Source organism: Candidatus Spyradosoma sp. SGI.093 (genome assembly GCF_050314555.1).
Lineage (GTDB): Bacteria > Verrucomicrobiota > Verrucomicrobiia > Opitutales > UBA953 > Spyradosoma.
Genome location: NZ_JBNPNH010000010.1, coordinates 34,728 through 50,699 on the forward strand (window position 1 = coordinate 34,728; position 15,972 = coordinate 50,699).

Consider the following 15,972-nt stretch of genomic DNA (forward strand, 5'->3'; position numbering starts at 1 on the left):
CGTGTTCATCCGTGGTTTTAGATTCCAAACGAAAACAAAAAAACGATGTCCGATTTTCTGAAACTTGAAGGGAAAAAAATCGTCGTCACCGGGATGGCGAACAAAAAATCCGTGGCGTGGTTCACGGCGAAGACGCTCGAAGAGGCGGGCGCGCAGGTGATTTATTCCGTGCGCTCGCGGGAACGCGCCGAGGCGCTCGCGAAGCCGCTCGCGGGCAAGCCCGTGTACGTCTGCGACGTCGAGCGCGAGGAGGAGATTCCCGCGCTCGCGGACGCCGTCGCGCGCGATTTCGGGAACGTGGACGGGCTCGTGCACAGCATCGCGTTCGCGAATTTTTCCGAGGGCTTCAAGCCGTTTCACGAGACGAAGCGCGCGGACTTCCTGCAGGCGACGGCGATTTCGGCGTTCTCGCTCGTGGAGCTCGCGCGCGCGTTCGCGCCGCGCATGAACGCGGGCGCGGCGGTCGTCTCCGTCGGCATTTCCTCGCAGGTGACGGCGGCGAACTACGGCTACATGTCGCCGATCAAGGCGGCGCTCGAATCGGCGTCGCGCTTTCTCGCGAAATCGTTTTCCGCGCAGGGCATCCGCTTCAACTCCGTGAACGCGGGCCCGCTGAAGACGTCCGCCTCGGCGGGAATTCCGGGCTATCTGAAGAACTACCTCTTCGCCGAGCAGCTCACGATGCGCAAGGCGAACCTGACGACGCAGGAGGTCGCCGACGCGATCGTGTGGCTGCTCTCGCCGCGTTCGTCGGGCGTGAACGCGCAGTCGCTCGTCGTGGACGCGGGCATGGGCTGGAACTTCTTCGACGAGGCCGTCGTCGCGAAGGCGACGGAGCTCTGAGCGCGTTCCCGCGGCGCGAACGTGTTTGAGCTTTGCGCGCGCGTCCGTTATCGTTTCCGAAAAATAATCCGCAACGTTCCCGTCCATGGAATTCAATCTGAAGAAGATTCTGAAGGCGCTCCTCGCCTCGACCTCGGAGCCGCTTTCCATCAAAGACGTTCAGGCCGTCGTCACGCGTTACCACGAACAGCGCGAAAAATCCGCGCAGCGCGCGACCGCGCCCGAGACGGACGAGGCCGGCGTTCCCGTGGAACGCGCCGCCGACGCGGACGAACCGGAACAGCGCGTGATCGAAGACATCATCAACCAGGTGCCGACGCTGCTCACGGCGACGCAGATCCGCGAGGCGGTCGAAGAACTGAACCAGGAGATGAAGGAGACGCGCGACGCGACGCGCATCGTCGTCGGGCCCGAAGGTTTCCGCATGACGATTTCGCCGGACTACGCGGAATGGATCCGCCTGCTCCGCAACGACCCGAAGCCGCAGCGCCTCACCGCCGCCGCGCTCGAGACGCTCGCCATCGTCGCGTACCGCCAGCCCGTCACGCGCGCGGAAATGGAGGCGCTGCGCGGCGTCTCCGTCGATTCCGCGATCTCGCGCCTGCTCGAGCTCGAGCTGATCACGGTCTCCGGACGCGCGGATCTGCCGGGGCGCCCGTCGCAGTTTTCGACGACGCCGAAATTCCTCGAGTTCGTCGGACTGCAGACGATTTCCGAGCTCCCGGAATCCGACGTGCTTTCGCCCGCGCAGATTTCCGCGTGGATTCAGAAGGCGATGAATCCGAACCGGCCGACGAACGCCGACGTCGGGCTGCACGTCGAAGACGCGCACCCCGCGGCGCAGCTCGAAATCGCGGCTCTCGAAGACGCTCCCGCGCCCGCGGACGCCGCCGACGCGACGCCTCCGCCCGAGCCCGCCGCGTGACCGCGTTCCCGCGCCCTTACGAAAAAATTTCCCCCAATCCTCTCTCTCAATGAAAAGCATTTCCGAAGCCCGAGAAGACATCGAAGCCATCGACGCGCAAATCGTCCGCCTGCTGGCGCAGCGCCAGGACTGCGCGAAGATCATCGGCGAAAACAAGGCGCGCGAAGGCAAAAACGTCGTCGTCCCCGAACGCGAAGAAGAGCTGCTGCGCAAGCTGGAAAAACTCGCCGCCGAGCTCGCGATTCCGCACGCGAACATCCGCGGCATCTACCGCGAAATCATCTCCGCGTCGGTCGCGCTGCAGATGCGCCGCCCGATCGCCTACCTCGGGCCGGAAGGGACCTTCACGCACCAGGCGGCGCGCAAGAACTTCGGCGGCGGCGTCGAGCTGCTTCCCAAGCGCACGCTCGCGGAAGTCTTCGAATCCGTAGCGCGCGACAAATGCGCCTACGGCGTCGTTCCCGTGGAGAACACGAACGCCGGCGCCGTCACGGGAACGCTCGACATGCTCGCGGAAACGGATCTGAAGATCGTCGCGCAGATTCTGCTGCCCATCGAGCAGTGCCTCGTCTGCGCGGGAACGCTCGACGGCGTCCGCCGCGTGCTTTCCAAGGACATCGCGCTCGAACAGTGCTCCGAATGGCTGATGCACCACCTGCCGCAGGCGGATCTCGTGCCGACGGACTCGACCGCCGCCGCCGTCGAATGCGCCGCGAAGGATCCGAGCGTCGCCGCCGTCGCGAGCGCGATCGCCGCCGAAATGCGCGGCGTTCCCGTGCTCGAACACGCCGTGCAGAATCCCGGCGTGAACGTGACGCGCTTCCTCGTGATCGGCAAAAAGACGAATCCGCCGTGCACGCTCTGCGAGGAAAAGACGAGCATCGTGATTTTCGTGAAGAACACGCCCGGCTCGCTGCAGCGCGCGCTCGAACCGTTCTCGAAGCGCTCGCTCAACATCGCGCGCATCGAATCGCGCCCCGCCCGCGCCCGCGCCTGGGAATACATGTTCTTCATCGACTTCATCGGCTCCTGGGAAAACGAGAACGTCCGCGCCGCCATCGCCGAGCTGGAGGAAAACGCCGTGTACGTCAAACACCTCGGCTCCTACCCGAACACCTGACGCGCCCGTTCCCGCCAAGACGCAAAGAAAGACCGCAAAGTCAAAGAAAGTTAAAGAAAAGTTTTAGGGGAGAGGCGGCATGGCTCCACGCTTCGCTTACTTGCCGCTTCCTCGAAATCCGCGAACGCAAACTCCCCTTTAAGCTTTTTTAAACACAGAGGAACAGAAAAACAGAGGAACGGAAAGGAGGGTAAGCGTCTCGCTTGCCCTCGAAATCCGCTTGCACAAACTTTTTTCCCCGCGGATCCCGCAGACTTCCGCAGATTTTTTTTGAATCCACGAATTGCACGAATTTCGCGAATTTTTACCGAAAGACGACCAGTCTGCTTCCTCCGAAAATCCTTCCCGAAGAAATCTCCCTTTAAGCTTTAAGCTTTTTCACCGCCCCGACGGGGCGAAACAAGCGTAACCCCATGCGCGCGGAGAAGCGCGCGCTTGGGGCAAATCCCGCACATGCGCCGCGCCTGAAAGGCGCAACTTCCCGAGGCGTCCGAGGCCTCGTGTCCGAGCCGTTCCCACGGGACAGTTGCGCTTTTCAAGCGCGTGTGAGCTTGCGGGCGCAGCCCCAAGCGGCACCGCCGCATGGGGTTATTTTTGTTCCGCATTTCATGCGGGAACGCGCTTCGGGAGCAAAGAAAGATTTATCCGGGGCGAAGCGGCATGGCTCCACGCTTCGCTTACCTGCCGCTTCCTCGAAATCCTCGAACGCAAACTCCCCTTTAAGCTTTAACCATTAAGCCTTAAGCTTTTCTTCCTCCGCGTCTCAAAAAAAAGCGTTCCCGCGGAACGAATCGCGGGAACGCTTCTGATTTTCGGAAAGCCGACGGATCTCAGCCGTTGTTTTCCGGCTTGCCGCCCTGCGGACGCGAAGCGCCGCCGTTGCGGTTGCCGCCGCGGAAACCGCTGTTGCGGTTGCGGCCGAAGTTCTTCTTTCCGTTTCCGTTCTGATTGTTTCCGTGGAAATCCTTCTTGTCGAACGGACGGTTGCCGCGGCGCTTGCCGCCGCGACGGCGCCCGTGGCGGTTCTTCTTCTGCTTCTTCTTGCCGACGCCGAAGATCGAAAGGATGCGCGCCTTGAGCTTGCTCCAGAACGAGGGTTCCTCTTCCTGCACGGGAATCGGGGCCGGCTCGATGATCAGCTTCGGGCACTGCGCGCCGGATTTCGCCTGGAAGTGGCGGAAATTCTTTTCGCGCTTTTCCTGCACGCGCCAGCTGCCGCCCTGGCGGGTCTCTTCAATCTTTTCGGCGACGGCGGCGTTCGGCGGGAGCACTTCCTCGGACGCCGGCGCGGCGGGCTGTTCGGCGGAAGCGGCTTCCGTCGGCGCCTTTTCGCGGCGCTCCTGGCGGTCGCGGCGGCGTTCCCGCGGCTTCGGACCGTTGCCGGAAAGCGTTTCCGTGAACTGCGCGGGATCGTCGATGACGCCCACCGCCGCGGAGGCGCCGTTCTTCTTGGCGGACGCGTTGCGGTTGCGGCGGTTGCGGCCGAACTTGTTTTCGGATTTTCCGTCGTTGGATTTTTCGGGTTCGCCGCCGATCGGGCTGAGCGGAAGCACGTCGCTGAGCGACGATTCGAGGGCGGATTCGGCGAGGCCGACGTGGTGCGGTTTTTCCTGGGGAACGTTCGCCGCTTCGTTGAGCCCGGCGGCGGGGCTTTCTGGCGAGTCCGCCGGCGCTGCGGCGTTCTCTTCTCGGATGTTGTCTGACATGTTGTTGCTGTATTTTTTGTATGGTTTGGTTTTGTCTTCGCTTACCGGGAGCGTCCGCCGGACGCGGACTCGGGAACGGCGACGCGCGGGAACGCGAAGCCGAAAACGCCGCCGGCGCGCGAAAGGCGCTGCGCTCGTGCGGCGCGCGCGAAAAAAAACGCGCGCGAAAACCCGGCAGTTCAAAGAACGTAAAATCGGAAACGACATTAAAAACCAACGACGCCGAATTGAAAAGTTGAAAATGCGGGAACGCCCCCGCGCGCCCTGTTCCGCAGTTTTCAAAATTGCGTTCGGGCGGGAACGCGGGTAGATTTCGCGCTTTCATTTTTTTCTTCACGCAACCAAGGAAGCAATCATGTGCGCCAAAGCAGCTAAAACCGCAATTTCTCCGCGCCGGGACGAAGATTATCCCGAGTGGTACCAGCAGGTCGTCAAGGCCGCAGACCTCGCCGAAAACTCTCCCGTGCGCGGCTGCATGGTCATCAAGCCCTGGGGCTATTCGCTTTGGGAAAACATTCAGCGCGACCTCGACGCCATGTTCAAGGCGACCGGGCACGTCAACGCGTATTTCCCGCTCTTCATTCCGAAAAGCTTCATCGAAAAGGAAGCCGAGCACGTCGAAGGCTTCGCGAAGGAATGCGCCGTCGTCACGCACTCGCGGCTCGCGGCGGACGGCAGCGGCAGACTCGTTCCCGCGGGCGAGCTCGAAGAGCCGCTCATCGTGCGCCCGACGTCGGAGACCATCATCGGCGCGACGTATTCGAAGTGGGTGCAGAGCTACCGCGACCTGCCGATTCTCGTGAACCAGTGGGCGAACGTCGTCCGCTGGGAAATGCGCACGCGCCTCTTTCTGCGCACGGCGGAATTTCTCTGGCAGGAAGGCCACACCGTGCACGCCACCGCCGAAGAGGCCGAGGCGGAGACGCGCAAGATGCTCGATGTCTATGCCGACTTCGCCGAAAACTACATGGCGATGCCCGTCATCCGCGGGCACAAGACGGCGTCCGAGCGCTTCCCCGGCGCGGTGGACACGCTCTGCATCGAAGCGATGATGCAGGACCGCAAGGCGCTCCAGGCGGGAACGTCGCACTTCCTCGGGCAGAATTTCGCGAAGAGCTGCAACATTCAGTTCCAGAACGAAGCCGGCCAGCTGCAGCACGCGTGGACGACCTCGTGGGGCGTCTCGACGCGCCTCATCGGCGGCATGATCATGACGCACGCAGACGACGACGGCATGGTCGTCCCGCCGCGCCTCGCGCCGCAGCACGTCGTGATTCTCCCGATCTACCGCGATCCCGCGCAGCGCGCCGAAGTGCTCGCCTACTGCGAATCGCTCAAGGCGGAAATCGCCGCGCAGCGCTTCGACGGGAGGCCGATTCTCGTCTCGATCGACGACCGCGACCTGCGCGGCGGTGAAAAGACCTGGGGCTGGATCAAGAAAGGCATTCCGCTGCGCGTCGAAGTCGGCGCGCGCGACATCGCCGAGGGCAAAGTCTTCGTCGGCCGTCGCGACACGGGCGAAAAGGCGGCGTTCCCGCGCGCGGAATTCGTCGCGACGCTCCCGCGGAAGCTGCAGGAAATCCAGGACAACCTGCTCGCGCGCGCGAAAAAATTCCGCGCCGACAACACGCGCGAAATCGACACCAAGGAAGAGTTCTACGAGTTCTTCACGCCGAAGAACAAGGAAAAGCCCGAAGTGCACGGCGGCTTCGCGCTCTGCCACTGGAACGGCTCGCCGGAAGTCGAGGCGCAGATCAAGGCGGACCTGAACGTCACGATCCGCTGCGTCCCGCTCGACGACGAAGCGTTCCCGCCGACGCCCGGCACGTGCCCGTTCACAGGCGAGCCGTCCGCGCGCCGCGTCGTCTTCGCGAAATCGTACTGAGCTTTAAGCTTTTCTAAACACAGAGGAACGGAAAGGAGGGTACGCGTCTCGCTTGCCCTCGAAATCCGTCCGCACAAACTTTTTCCCCGCGGATCCCGCAGACTTCCGCAGATTTTTTGAAACCACGGATGAACGCGGATGCACACGGATGTTTTTTAGAGGCGGCATGACTCCACGCTTCGTTTACCTGCCGCTTCCTCGAAATCCTTCCCGCAGAAATTTCCCACCAAGACGCCAAGACGCAAAGGCGCAAAGATTTTAAATTAAAGATAAGTTAATTAGTGGAGAGGCGACATTCCTGTCGCTTTTTGAAATCTGCTTACACAAACTTCCCTTTAAGCTTTTTCCGCGCCCCGACGGGGCGAAACAAACGTAACCCCATGCGCGCGGCGAAGCGCGCGCTTGGGGAACGTCGGCGTATCGACCGCGCCTGAAAGGCGCAACTTCCCGAGACGTCCGAGGCCTCGCGTCCGCGCCGTTCCCGCGGGGCAGTTGCGCTTTTCAAGCGCGTGTGAGCTGGCGGGCGTAGCCCCAAGCGGCGCCGCCGCATGGGGTTATTTTTGTTCCGCATTTCATGCGGGAACATGGGGGCGAAGACATTCCTGTCTTCGTTCCCGCGGCGGGCGAGCGCCCGGAGACGAACATCCGCCGCGCAGCGTTCCCGCAATCGCGCACTTACAGCGCGCTTCGTTTTGTCCGTCACGTAGGGTTGAAACCCTACGCTGGGCAATTCCGCCCCGTCGGGGCGTTGATTTTCCGTCTCCCGGCAGGGCGCGGCGCGGGAGTGAATCCAATCCCTTAGAATCCCCGAAATCCCTGTTCGTTTTCGCACGCCCCGCGCCGAAGACGTGGACGTCTTCGCCCCCAAAAGCGGCACAAAAAAACGCTCCCGCGAGATTTCCCCGCGGGAACGTCTTTCTTTAAGCTCTAAGCTTTAACCTTCAAGCTTTCCGGCGGCGTCGACGCGTTCCCGCGAGCGCGAGCGCCCCGAGCCCCGCCAACAGCCCGAACATGCTCGGCTCCGGAATCGTCAGCGTCAGCGAAAGCGTGTTGTTCGCAAGCGTCCACTTAGCGCTGTCGAGCCACGCGGAATCTCCGCCGAGGAGCTCCCACGCGCCGTCCATGTCGTTCGTCACGTCGCCGGCGGAAAGCGTATTTCCGTAAATCGAGAACACCGCCGCCGTCATGATTTCGAACGTCTTTTCCGTGGCGGTGCTTTCCGCCGTCGCAGTCAGATTAGCGTAATCGATCACGAGCTTCGCGCCCCGTTCGAGCACGACGCCCGTGCCCTCCGCCGTGCCGAGATTCACGTTCGACGTCGAAATCTGCAGCTTCGCGCCCTTCACGACCGTAATCTTCGCAGGCGTTTTATCAACGTTAGAATTGGCGTTCAAAACCTGTGCCGTAAGTCTGCCGAGCGCATTCTCGTGCTCGACGACGAGCGTGCCCGTCGAAATCGTCGCGCCGCCCGTCCAGTTCGAATTGTCGCCGGAGAGCGTCAGCTTGCCGTCGCCAGTCTTCACCATCGTCTTCGGACGATCGCTGGTGTATAATTCGTTGGCATCACTCAACGTCCCGGAAAACAGCAAAGCGTCGTCCGCGCCGGTCACTTCGACCGTGAATTCCTTGCGCAGTTGAATCGCAGAGGAAACCGTGTTGTTCGTTCCCGTGGCGGTGATTTTTCCGCCAAAGGAATTGAACGACGAGCCCCCTTCGCTCGAAATTTCCGTGTAGCCATGGAGCGTGATGTTCTTCGACAGCGTCAGGCTCGCGGCGGTACCGTTGGAATTCTTATCCGCGACGATGAACTTCGCGAGATTGCCCTCGGCGCCCGTCATGACGATTTCGCCGGGCTCGTTGGTGTTGTTGTAATGGAACGAATCGTGCCCCGTCGCCTTGAGCGTACCGCCAGCCTTGACGTTGAACGTCGCCGTATGATTGGTGTCATTGCCAGTAAGCGTGAGCGTGCCGCCGTCGATGTTGATTTCGCCGCCGAGAACGACGCCCGACGTCAGATTCCACGTCGAACCGATGTTCAGGATTCCCGCGTTCGCCGCGAGCGTCGTCGTGCCCGTCGACGTCCCGCCGAGATTGACCGTGCCAGCCCCAACACGCAATGTTCCGACGGAAGCCGTTCCGAAGACGTTCAGAGTTCCCGCGCCATCAATCGTTTCAAGGGTACCGGCACAAGAAATCCCGTTGACCGTCGCCGTCGCGCCGCCAAAACGCGCCGTCACGCTGGAGTTGACCGTCAGTGTGCCGATAGTCGTCGAATCGCCATTGAACACAGAAATTCCGTTGGCTTTGTTCCCCACGTAGGCGCCGATGTTCACCGTTCCCGTGAACGTGACGTCGCCGTCGTCCGACGAAGTCAGCGTTCCCGCGCCGCTCACGTTTCCTGAAATCGTCGCGCCCCGCCCCGAAGCGATTTTATTGTTTGCATAAGAGCGGATGTAACCGTTCTGACCATCTTTGATTTCGATGTCTTTCGTGAAATCCGCCGCGGCGTTATTGAAATGCAGCGCGGCGCTGTTGAGCACGATTTTCGACGCGCTGCCGAACGTGCTCGCGTTGGTGCCCGAGACGATCGCCTGAACGCCGCGCAGCTCGACCGTTCCCGTGAATTTCGCGTCCTCTCCCGCATCGCGCAAAGAAATCGTCGATTGAGCGGCATCTCCAAAGAAGTCTTCGACGTTTCCGACCACGGCGACCGTTCCCGAGCCCGAAACGGCGTTGTTCGTGCTGCCCGCGCCGAGAGCCAATGTCGAAGAACCGCTTTCGAGCACAATGCGGTCGCTGACCGTGAGGTTCCCGCCCTTGAGTGTAACCGTCTTGCCGGAAGCAATAGTCACAGTTCCCGCTGTCACGCCCGCGGCGTCGACCGCCACGGTGGCGTCCTTGGCGAACGTCACGTTGTCGCCGTTCATGAAGTCGGACTCAGTCGCCGAGCCCGCGACCGTCCAGACTTTTTCGCCGCCGTTGCTCCACTTATCGCCGTCCGTACCATTCCAAACCAAGTCGATGTTCGAGGAGGAAATCGTAAAGGACGACATAGTCGTATTGATGTTTGAAATCGTCTGGTGAGTGCCGCTCAAAACGAAGTCCGACGCATCAAGCCAAGACCAATTGATTGAACCGCCGCCGGAAACGACGGTGTAGGTTCCCGAAGCGAGCCCGAAGACGTCAATCGTCAGATTTTCAGCAACGGACGCCATCCCGGAAACCGTGAACGCCGTACCACCGACCGCAAGGTTTCCGAGCAGAAGCCTCGTGCCGCTTTCAAGCGTAAGATCTTTCAGAGAAACGCCTGTATCGACCCTGACCGCCGCGCCGGTCTTCACCGTCAGCGCGGCCGTATCGGCTGAACCGAACGCCGTCGCGTTGCCCGCGACCAGCGTTCCCACCTCGACCGTCGTCGCGCCCGTGTAGGTGTTCGCGCCGCCGAGCGTCAGCGTTCCCGCGCCGCGCTTCGTCAGCGAGCCGGTCGCTTCGGACGCGTCGGAAAGCACGCCGTTGAGAGTGACCTCGGAACCGGAAGCCGTCGCGGCAGCCGCCGCGCCCTCCGTGTAAATCTTTTTCGTCGTATCGACGACAATCGCGCCGCCGAGCGCCATATCGCGCGAGGACGTCCACGAGTCCGCCAACGAGCCGATAGTGCCGGAGTTCAGGTTGAGCGTCTGCCCGGCCGCGATGCCGCTCGCGCCGATGTTCATCGTGCCGCCGGACAAGTTGAGCCTGACGGAGCCGCCGTTAACCGCCATCGCGAGACCGGCGTTAAGATTCAGTTCGCCGCCGGCGTTGACGTTCACGACGCCGGTACCGTCTTTGGAGGAGAGCGAGACGTTCGACAAGTTCAGCACGCCTGCGACGTTGAAGGTTTCGGTCGCGTCCCAGTGCGCAAGCTGGAACGAATGCGCAAAACCGACCGTCGCATTGGTTTTCGTTCCCGTGACGGTCATCACGGCATTATTCTTGATGTTGAACTCGCCGTTAGCCCTGCCGTCGGAGCTACCTACAAAATCCACGACCGTCAGCGACGCGGCGTTCGTGCCGTCGCCGAGATTGACCGTGCCGCCCTGCTGACGGAAGCCCTTAGAATCCGACGTGTTTCCCGAAACTTCTACCGCGGAATAAAGGTTCAGTGTGCCGCCGGTGACGTACACTCCGCCAAGCTCCGCCGCACTGTTGAAATTCGTCGTGCCGCCGGCAACGGTCACGCCCCCCGCCGTCAATCCGCCTGCGAACTCGCGAATTCCGGAAGAAACAGAGAGCGCGTCGGTGCCGAGATTCACCGCGCCGTCGAACTTCACCGTTCCCGAGAAAGATGCGAGATTGGAGAATTTCCCGTATGTTTCGGAATTAAAGGAGTCTTTGAAATTAATCGTTCCCGCACCTACGAGGTTGACGCCGGAAACGGTCGTCCCCAAAGCGACGTCCGCCGCGTTCAATGCGAGCGTCGCGCCGGAAAGAACATTGATTTCGTTTTGGAAACCATTGAACGTCACGGTTCCGCCCGCGAGCGTAGTCGTTCCGCTCAAAACACGCAGGCGATTGAGCGTCACGCCTTCCGCTCCGACGGTGACCGTTCCCGTACCGGAGAAATCCGCCGTGAGATTGTCCGCCGTAATGGCGCTCCACGCCTTGGCTTCCGGTTCCGTGCCGTCCGTGCACGACCAGGAAATGTCGCCCCAATTGACGTCTCCCGAGAGCGTCGCGCCCCAAATCCGTCCCGTCTGGTTAAAGATCTGAACGCCCGCGATGCCGCCGCGGGTTGTAGCACTGTTAGCGCTTGCCCCACCCTTGATTGAGAGAGAGGCGCCCGTAACTCCCGAAAGCGTCATGGAATTCACACCCGGAGCAATCGTAGTATTTTGAGACACACCCCATGCTTCGTTGCCCGCGACGGCGATGCCGCCGGCGGAAGTGTAAACTGTGCCGTTTATGGTCACAGCCGAGAAGTTCGCATTCGGGGTATCCGTCGCGGCGAGAACAACGACGTCGTAAACCGTATAAGAAATATTGCTGACTGTTATCTGCGCCCGATTGTCGCCGTCGTCGAGGTAGCCAGTAAGCACTTCGTCGGCTTCAGTGAGACCCGTTGTATAGGTGTTCTTGGACGACCACGTGATGGTCGCGGAAGAATTCGTCCCATCGGAAAAGAAGAGCGTCTGCGCCGTGGACTGACTTGCGCCGTCTTCGTTGTTCCACATGCCGTTCTCGGTGTCGTTGTCCACAGAAACGGCGTCGGTGTCGCTTCTTCCGCCTGTGAAGTTGATCAGAATCGTGTCGGCGCTTCCTGCGCCGAACGCGGGAACGCTAAGGGCGCTCGCGGCGGCGAGGAGGGAGGTGAGGAGTAATTTTGAGTTTTTCATGATTTTTCTTAGTGTTTTTTGAATTTTGAAAAGGGGCGAAAAATCATGAGGCACGGGCGCGCGAAAGCCCGCGACGCGCGGGAACGCGACGCGACGAAGGCAGCGGAAAACTGCTTTTGCGGATCATGATTGTTTCTTAGTGCGGCGAAGCCTTTTCGGGGCGTTCGCGGAATTTTTCTTGGTGTTTTGTGTTAAACTGCAGGAGATTTTCGGCTTCCCGCCGCGCGGACGCAAGAAAAAATCTCCCGCGGAGAAAGAACGACTTAAAGAAAAGTTTCTGCGGGAAGATTTCGAGGGCAAGCGAGACGCTTACCCTCCTATAAAAGGCTTTTTTCTCTTCTGTTCCTTCCCGGTTCAAAAAAATTTGCCTCTGCGGATTTCGATGAAGCGACTGGAAAGATCGCTTCCCCAAAAGAAAATTTGTGCAGACGGATTTCGAGAAGCGACAAGTGAGCGAAGCGTGGAGCCATGTCGCTTCGGGCAAATCTCTCTTTGCTCCCGAAGCGCGTTCCCGCATGAAATGCGAAACAGAAATAACCCCATGCGGCGACGCCGCTTGGGGCTGCGCCCGCAAGCCCACACGCGCTTGAAAAGCGCAACTGCCTCGCGGGAACGCCGCGCCGAGAAACCGTCGAACGTTTCGGGAGGTTGCGCCTTTCAGGCGCGGCGCATGTGCGGGTTGTTCCCCAAGCGCGCGCTTCGCCGCGCGCATGGGGTTACGTTTGTTTCGCCCCGTCGGGGCGCGGAAAAAGCTTAAAGCTTAAGGGGTAACGCTTAAAGGGAAGTTTGTGCGGGCGGATTTCGAGGGCAAGCGAGACGCTTACCCTCCTTTCCGTTCCTCTGTTTTTCTGTTCCTCTGTGTTTAGAAAAGCTTAAAGGGAAGTTTGTGCGGGCAGATTTCGAAAAGCGGCAGGAATGTCGCCTCCTGCTCCGGGCGCAAAAAAACTCCCGCGGGAGGCGCGGGAGTTTTTCGGGAGGGAGTTCCGTCACTCGACGAGGCCGGCGCCGGGACCGGTCGTCGTGCGGAAGAACTTCGGGAACGCGCCGAATTTCGCGTGGAATTTTTCCGCGACTTCCTTCGCCTGGGCTTCGGAGAAGTTTTCGTTCGTGAGCGCGATGGCGATGCCGCCGAAGCCGCCGCCGGAAAGGCGCGCGCCGTACACGTTCTTCTGCGCGGAAAGCTCGGTGACGAGGAAGTCGATTTCCTTGCAGGAGTTTTCGAAGAGGAAGCGCGAGCTCATGTGCGAAGCCTTCATCAGGTCGCCGACGGCCTCGAGGTCGCCGACGGCGAGCGCGCGTTCCATTTCATGGACGCGTCGGTTTTCGCAGACGACGTGCATCGCGCGGTTGAAGGTCTCCGGCGAGAGCTTGGACTTGTTCGCTTCGACGGCGCTGGCTTCGGCGTCCGCGAGGCAGGTGATCTTCGGGTCGTATTTCGCGAGCGTTTCGGCGGCCTCCATGCAGGAGGCGTGGCGCTTCGCGTAGTCGCCGGCGACGAGCGCGTGCTTCACGCCGGAATTGAAGACCCAGAAATACGTTCCCGCCGGGAGCGGCAGCGTGGAGAATTCTTCCGCCTTGCAGTCGATGCGGACGATGGCGTCCTTTTCGCCGAAGCCGGAGACGCCCTGGTCGAGAATGCCGCAGGGCATGCCGACGAAATTGTTTTCCGCCGCCTTGCCGATGCGGACGGTGTCGATCTTGGAAAGCGGGAAGTCGTAAAGCTTGCAGAGCGCGTAGGCGGTCGCGAGCTCGATCGCCGCGGAGGAGCTGACGCCCGCTCCCGTCGGCACGGTCGAGGTGTCCGCGAGGTTGAAGCCCTTGTCCGCCTTCATGCCCGCCTCGCGGAGCATCGCGAAGACGCCGAGCGGGTAGTTCATGAATTTCTGTTTCTTTTCCTGCAGGGCGACTTCGGAGAGCTTCACCTTGCCGAAGCAGCGCAGACCTTCGGAAGCCATGTGGATTTCGTCGTCGTCGCGCATCGAGACCGCGACGGTGATGTGGTTTTCGATGGCGACGCCCATGACGACGCCCTTGTTGTAGTCGACGTGATTGCCGATGAATTCGAGACGGCCCGGAGCCTGGGCGACCGCCGTCGGTTCGCAGTTGAACTGAGATTTGAAGTATTCCTTGATCATGACTTAGGGTAATGAAATGGATTGGATGTTTTGCGTTTCGCGGGAGCGATTTAAGCAGAAACGCGCGGAGATTTCACGCGGAAACTTGCGGGAACGCGCGCGTCAGCCTTCGTTCTTCAGGATTTTGATGAAGGCGTCCTGCGGGATCGAGACTTTGCCGATCTGCTTCATGCGCTTTTTGCCTTCCTTCTGTTTGTCGAGGAGCTTGCGTTTGCGCGTGATGTCGCCGCCGTAGCATTTCGCGAGCACGTCCTTGCCGACGGAGCCGAGCGTCTCGCGCGCGATGATCTTCCCGCCGACCGCCGCCTGGATCGCGACCTTGAAGAGCTGCCGCGGGAGCAGTTCCTTGAGGCGTTCGCAGAGCTTGCGCCCGTGCGATTCCGCCTTCGATTCGTGCACGATGCTCGAGAACGCGTCCACGGGATCACCGTTCACGAGAATGTCGAGCTTCACGAGCCTGCTCTCGACGTAGTCGCCGAGCTCGTAGTCCATCGAGCCGTAGCCGCGCGTGACGGACTTCATGCGGTCGTTGAAGTCGACGAGGATTTCGTTCAGCGGGAGCGTGCACGAGAGCATGACGCGCTGCTCGTCGATGGTGTCGATGTGGTCGCAGACGCCGCGTTTTTCCTGGATGAGCGAGAGCATGTCGCCGATGCTCGTGCCCGGAATGTGGATGTGGGCGCGGATCGTGGGCTCCTCCATGCGCTCGATTTCGGAGGCGTCGGGCATGAGCGTCGGGTTGTCCACGCAGGAGAGTTTTCCGCCGTTGGAATAGACTTTGTAAATGACGCTCGGATACGTCGAAATGATGTCCAGATCGTATTCGCGGCGCAGGCGCTCCTGGATGATCTCCATGTGGAGCAGACCGAGGAAGCCGCAGCGGAAGCCGAAGCCGAGCGCGACGGAGCTCTCGGCGACGTAGGTCAGCGCGGCGTCGTTGATGGCGAGCTTCGCGATGCCCGCCTTGAGTTTTTCGTAGTCCGTCGTGTCGAGCGGGTAGATGCCGCTGAAGACCATCGGGCGCACTTCCTTGAAGCCGGGAACGGGATCCTTCGCCGGCGCGGACGCGTGCGTGAGCGTGTCGCCGATCTTCACTTCGGTGACGTCGCGGATGTTCGTCACGACGTAGCCGACCATGCCGGGCTCGAGCGCGTCGGCGGGCTTCATCTTCGGCGAAAAGACGCCGACTTCCTTGATCTGGCTCTTCGCGCCCGTCGCCATGAGCTCGATCGAATCGCCGGGGCGGAACGTTCCCGAAAAGACGCGCACGTAGGAGATCACGCCCTTGTACACGTCGAACTTCGAGTCGAAGATCAGCGCGCGCGGCGCCGGATAGTCCGCCCAGCGCGGCGCGGGAACGCGGTTCACGACCGCCTCGAGAATCTCCGTGATGCCGATGCCGCTCTTGCCGGAGGCGAGCACGGCGTCGTCCGCGGGAATGGCGAGCACGTCCTCGACCTGCTTCTTCGCGTGTTCGGGCTGCGCGCTCGGCAGATCGACCTTGTTGATGACGGGGATGATTTCGAGCTCCTGCTGCATGGCGAGCGTCGCGTTCGCGACCGTCTGCGCCTCCACGCCCTGCGAGGCGTCGATGAGCAGGCACGCGCCTTCGCACGAGGCGAGCGAGCGCGAGACTTCGTAGGAGAAATCCACGTGACCGGGCGTGTCGATGAGGTTGAGCAGGTACGTCTCGCCGTTCTTCGCGGTGTAGTTCATCGAGACCGGATGGCTCTTGATCGTGATGCCCTTTTCGCGCTCGAGATCCATGGCGTCGAGCAGCTGGTCTTTCATCTGCCGCAGCTCGACGGTCTGCGTCTGTTCGAGCAGACGGTCGGAGAGCGTCGTCTTCCCGTGGTCGACGTGGGCGATGATGCAGAAATTGCGAATGTGGCGAAGGTCCGGCATGTCTGAAAAAATTTGAACGGGCATTAAACACGAAAACGCCCTCCCGCGCAACCCCGCGCGGCGTTCCCGCGGATTTTCCGC

The 15,972-nt window shown here is 61.2% G+C and carries 9 protein-coding genes; 4 read left to right on the plus strand and 5 right to left on the minus strand.

Annotated elements, in window-relative coordinates; translation table 11 throughout:
• The first annotated feature begins 45 nt into the window (after nucleotides 1–45).
• From ACQREB_RS08245 to pheA, 3 genes are all read left to right on the plus strand, one after another.
• Nucleotides 46–843 carry an enoyl-ACP reductase FabI gene (locus ACQREB_RS08245; protein ID WP_427767576.1) on the plus strand — a complete coding sequence of 266 codons (798 nt, stop codon included), beginning with the start codon at nucleotides 46–48 and terminating at the stop codon, nucleotides 841–843.
• Between the two features lie 85 nt (nucleotides 844–928).
• Complete coding sequence (gene scpB / locus ACQREB_RS08250) at nucleotides 929–1,768, plus strand: SMC-Scp complex subunit ScpB (RefSeq protein WP_427767578.1); 840 nt, start codon at nucleotides 929–931, stop codon at nucleotides 1,766–1,768.
• Nucleotides 1,769–1,817: 49 nt separating this feature from the next.
• Nucleotides 1,818–2,888 (plus strand): prephenate dehydratase, encoded by a 1,071-nt coding sequence (gene pheA, locus ACQREB_RS08255; RefSeq protein ID WP_427767580.1) that lies wholly within the window; start codon nucleotides 1,818–1,820, stop codon nucleotides 2,886–2,888.
• Between the two features lie 830 nt (nucleotides 2,889–3,718).
• Here the strand turns inward: pheA and ACQREB_RS08260 are convergent.
• Nucleotides 3,719–4,594, minus strand: coding sequence for a hypothetical protein (locus tag ACQREB_RS08260; protein ID WP_427767582.1), 876 nt, complete (start codon nucleotides 4,592–4,594; stop codon nucleotides 3,719–3,721).
• Between the two features lie 355 nt (nucleotides 4,595–4,949).
• On the opposite strand from ACQREB_RS08260, the gene proS reads away from it, so the two are divergent.
• Nucleotides 4,950–6,479: a proline--tRNA ligase gene (gene proS / locus ACQREB_RS08265; RefSeq protein WP_427767584.1), complete on the plus strand. Its 1,530-nt coding sequence runs from the start codon at nucleotides 4,950–4,952 to the stop codon at nucleotides 6,477–6,479.
• Nucleotides 6,480–7,420: 941 nt separating this feature from the next.
• Here proS and ACQREB_RS08270 read toward each other — a convergent pair.
• The 4 genes from ACQREB_RS08270 to lepA all read right to left on the minus strand — a co-directional run bounded on the left by ACQREB_RS08270 (nucleotide 7,421) and on the right by lepA (nucleotide 15,891).
• Nucleotides 7,421–11,851, minus strand: coding sequence for a beta strand repeat-containing protein (locus ACQREB_RS08270; protein ID WP_427767586.1), 4,431 nt, complete (start codon nucleotides 11,849–11,851; stop codon nucleotides 7,421–7,423).
• 136 nt (nucleotides 11,852–11,987) lie between these two features.
• Complete coding sequence (locus tag ACQREB_RS08275; RefSeq protein WP_427767588.1) at nucleotides 11,988–12,563, minus strand: hypothetical protein; 576 nt, start codon at nucleotides 12,561–12,563, stop codon at nucleotides 11,988–11,990.
• 274 nt (nucleotides 12,564–12,837) lie between these two features.
• Nucleotides 12,838–13,986, minus strand: a complete 1,149-nt coding sequence (galK, locus tag ACQREB_RS08280) for a galactokinase (protein ID WP_427767591.1) — start codon at nucleotides 13,984–13,986, stop codon at nucleotides 12,838–12,840.
• Nucleotides 13,987–14,088: 102 nt separating this feature from the next.
• Complete coding sequence (lepA, locus tag ACQREB_RS08285) at nucleotides 14,089–15,891, minus strand: translation elongation factor 4 (protein WP_427767594.1); 1,803 nt, start codon at nucleotides 15,889–15,891, stop codon at nucleotides 14,089–14,091.
• Nucleotides 15,892–15,972: the final 81 nt, after the last annotated feature.

Coding starts and splice junctions, on each gene's coding strand:
- proS (WP_427767584.1), top strand. CDS start 4,950: ATGTGCGCCAAAGCAGCTAAAACCGCAATTTCTCCGCGCCGGGACGAA.
- ACQREB_RS08275 (WP_427767588.1), bottom strand. CDS start 12,563: ATGCGCGCGGCGAAGCGCGCGCTTGGGGAACAACCCGCACATGCGCCG.
- ACQREB_RS08260 (WP_427767582.1), bottom strand. CDS start 4,594: ATGTCAGACAACATCCGAGAAGAGAACGCCGCAGCGCCGGCGGACTCG.
- ACQREB_RS08270 (WP_427767586.1), bottom strand. CDS start 11,851: ATGAAAAACTCAAAATTACTCCTCACCTCCCTCCTCGCCGCCGCGAGC.
- ACQREB_RS08245 (WP_427767576.1), top strand. CDS start 46: ATGTCCGATTTTCTGAAACTTGAAGGGAAAAAAATCGTCGTCACCGGG.
- scpB (WP_427767578.1), top strand. CDS start 929: ATGGAATTCAATCTGAAGAAGATTCTGAAGGCGCTCCTCGCCTCGACC.
- pheA (WP_427767580.1), top strand. CDS start 1,818: ATGAAAAGCATTTCCGAAGCCCGAGAAGACATCGAAGCCATCGACGCG.
- galK (WP_427767591.1), bottom strand. CDS start 13,986: ATGATCAAGGAATACTTCAAATCTCAGTTCAACTGCGAACCGACGGCG.
- lepA (WP_427767594.1), bottom strand. CDS start 15,891: ATGCCGGACCTTCGCCACATTCGCAATTTCTGCATCATCGCCCACGTC.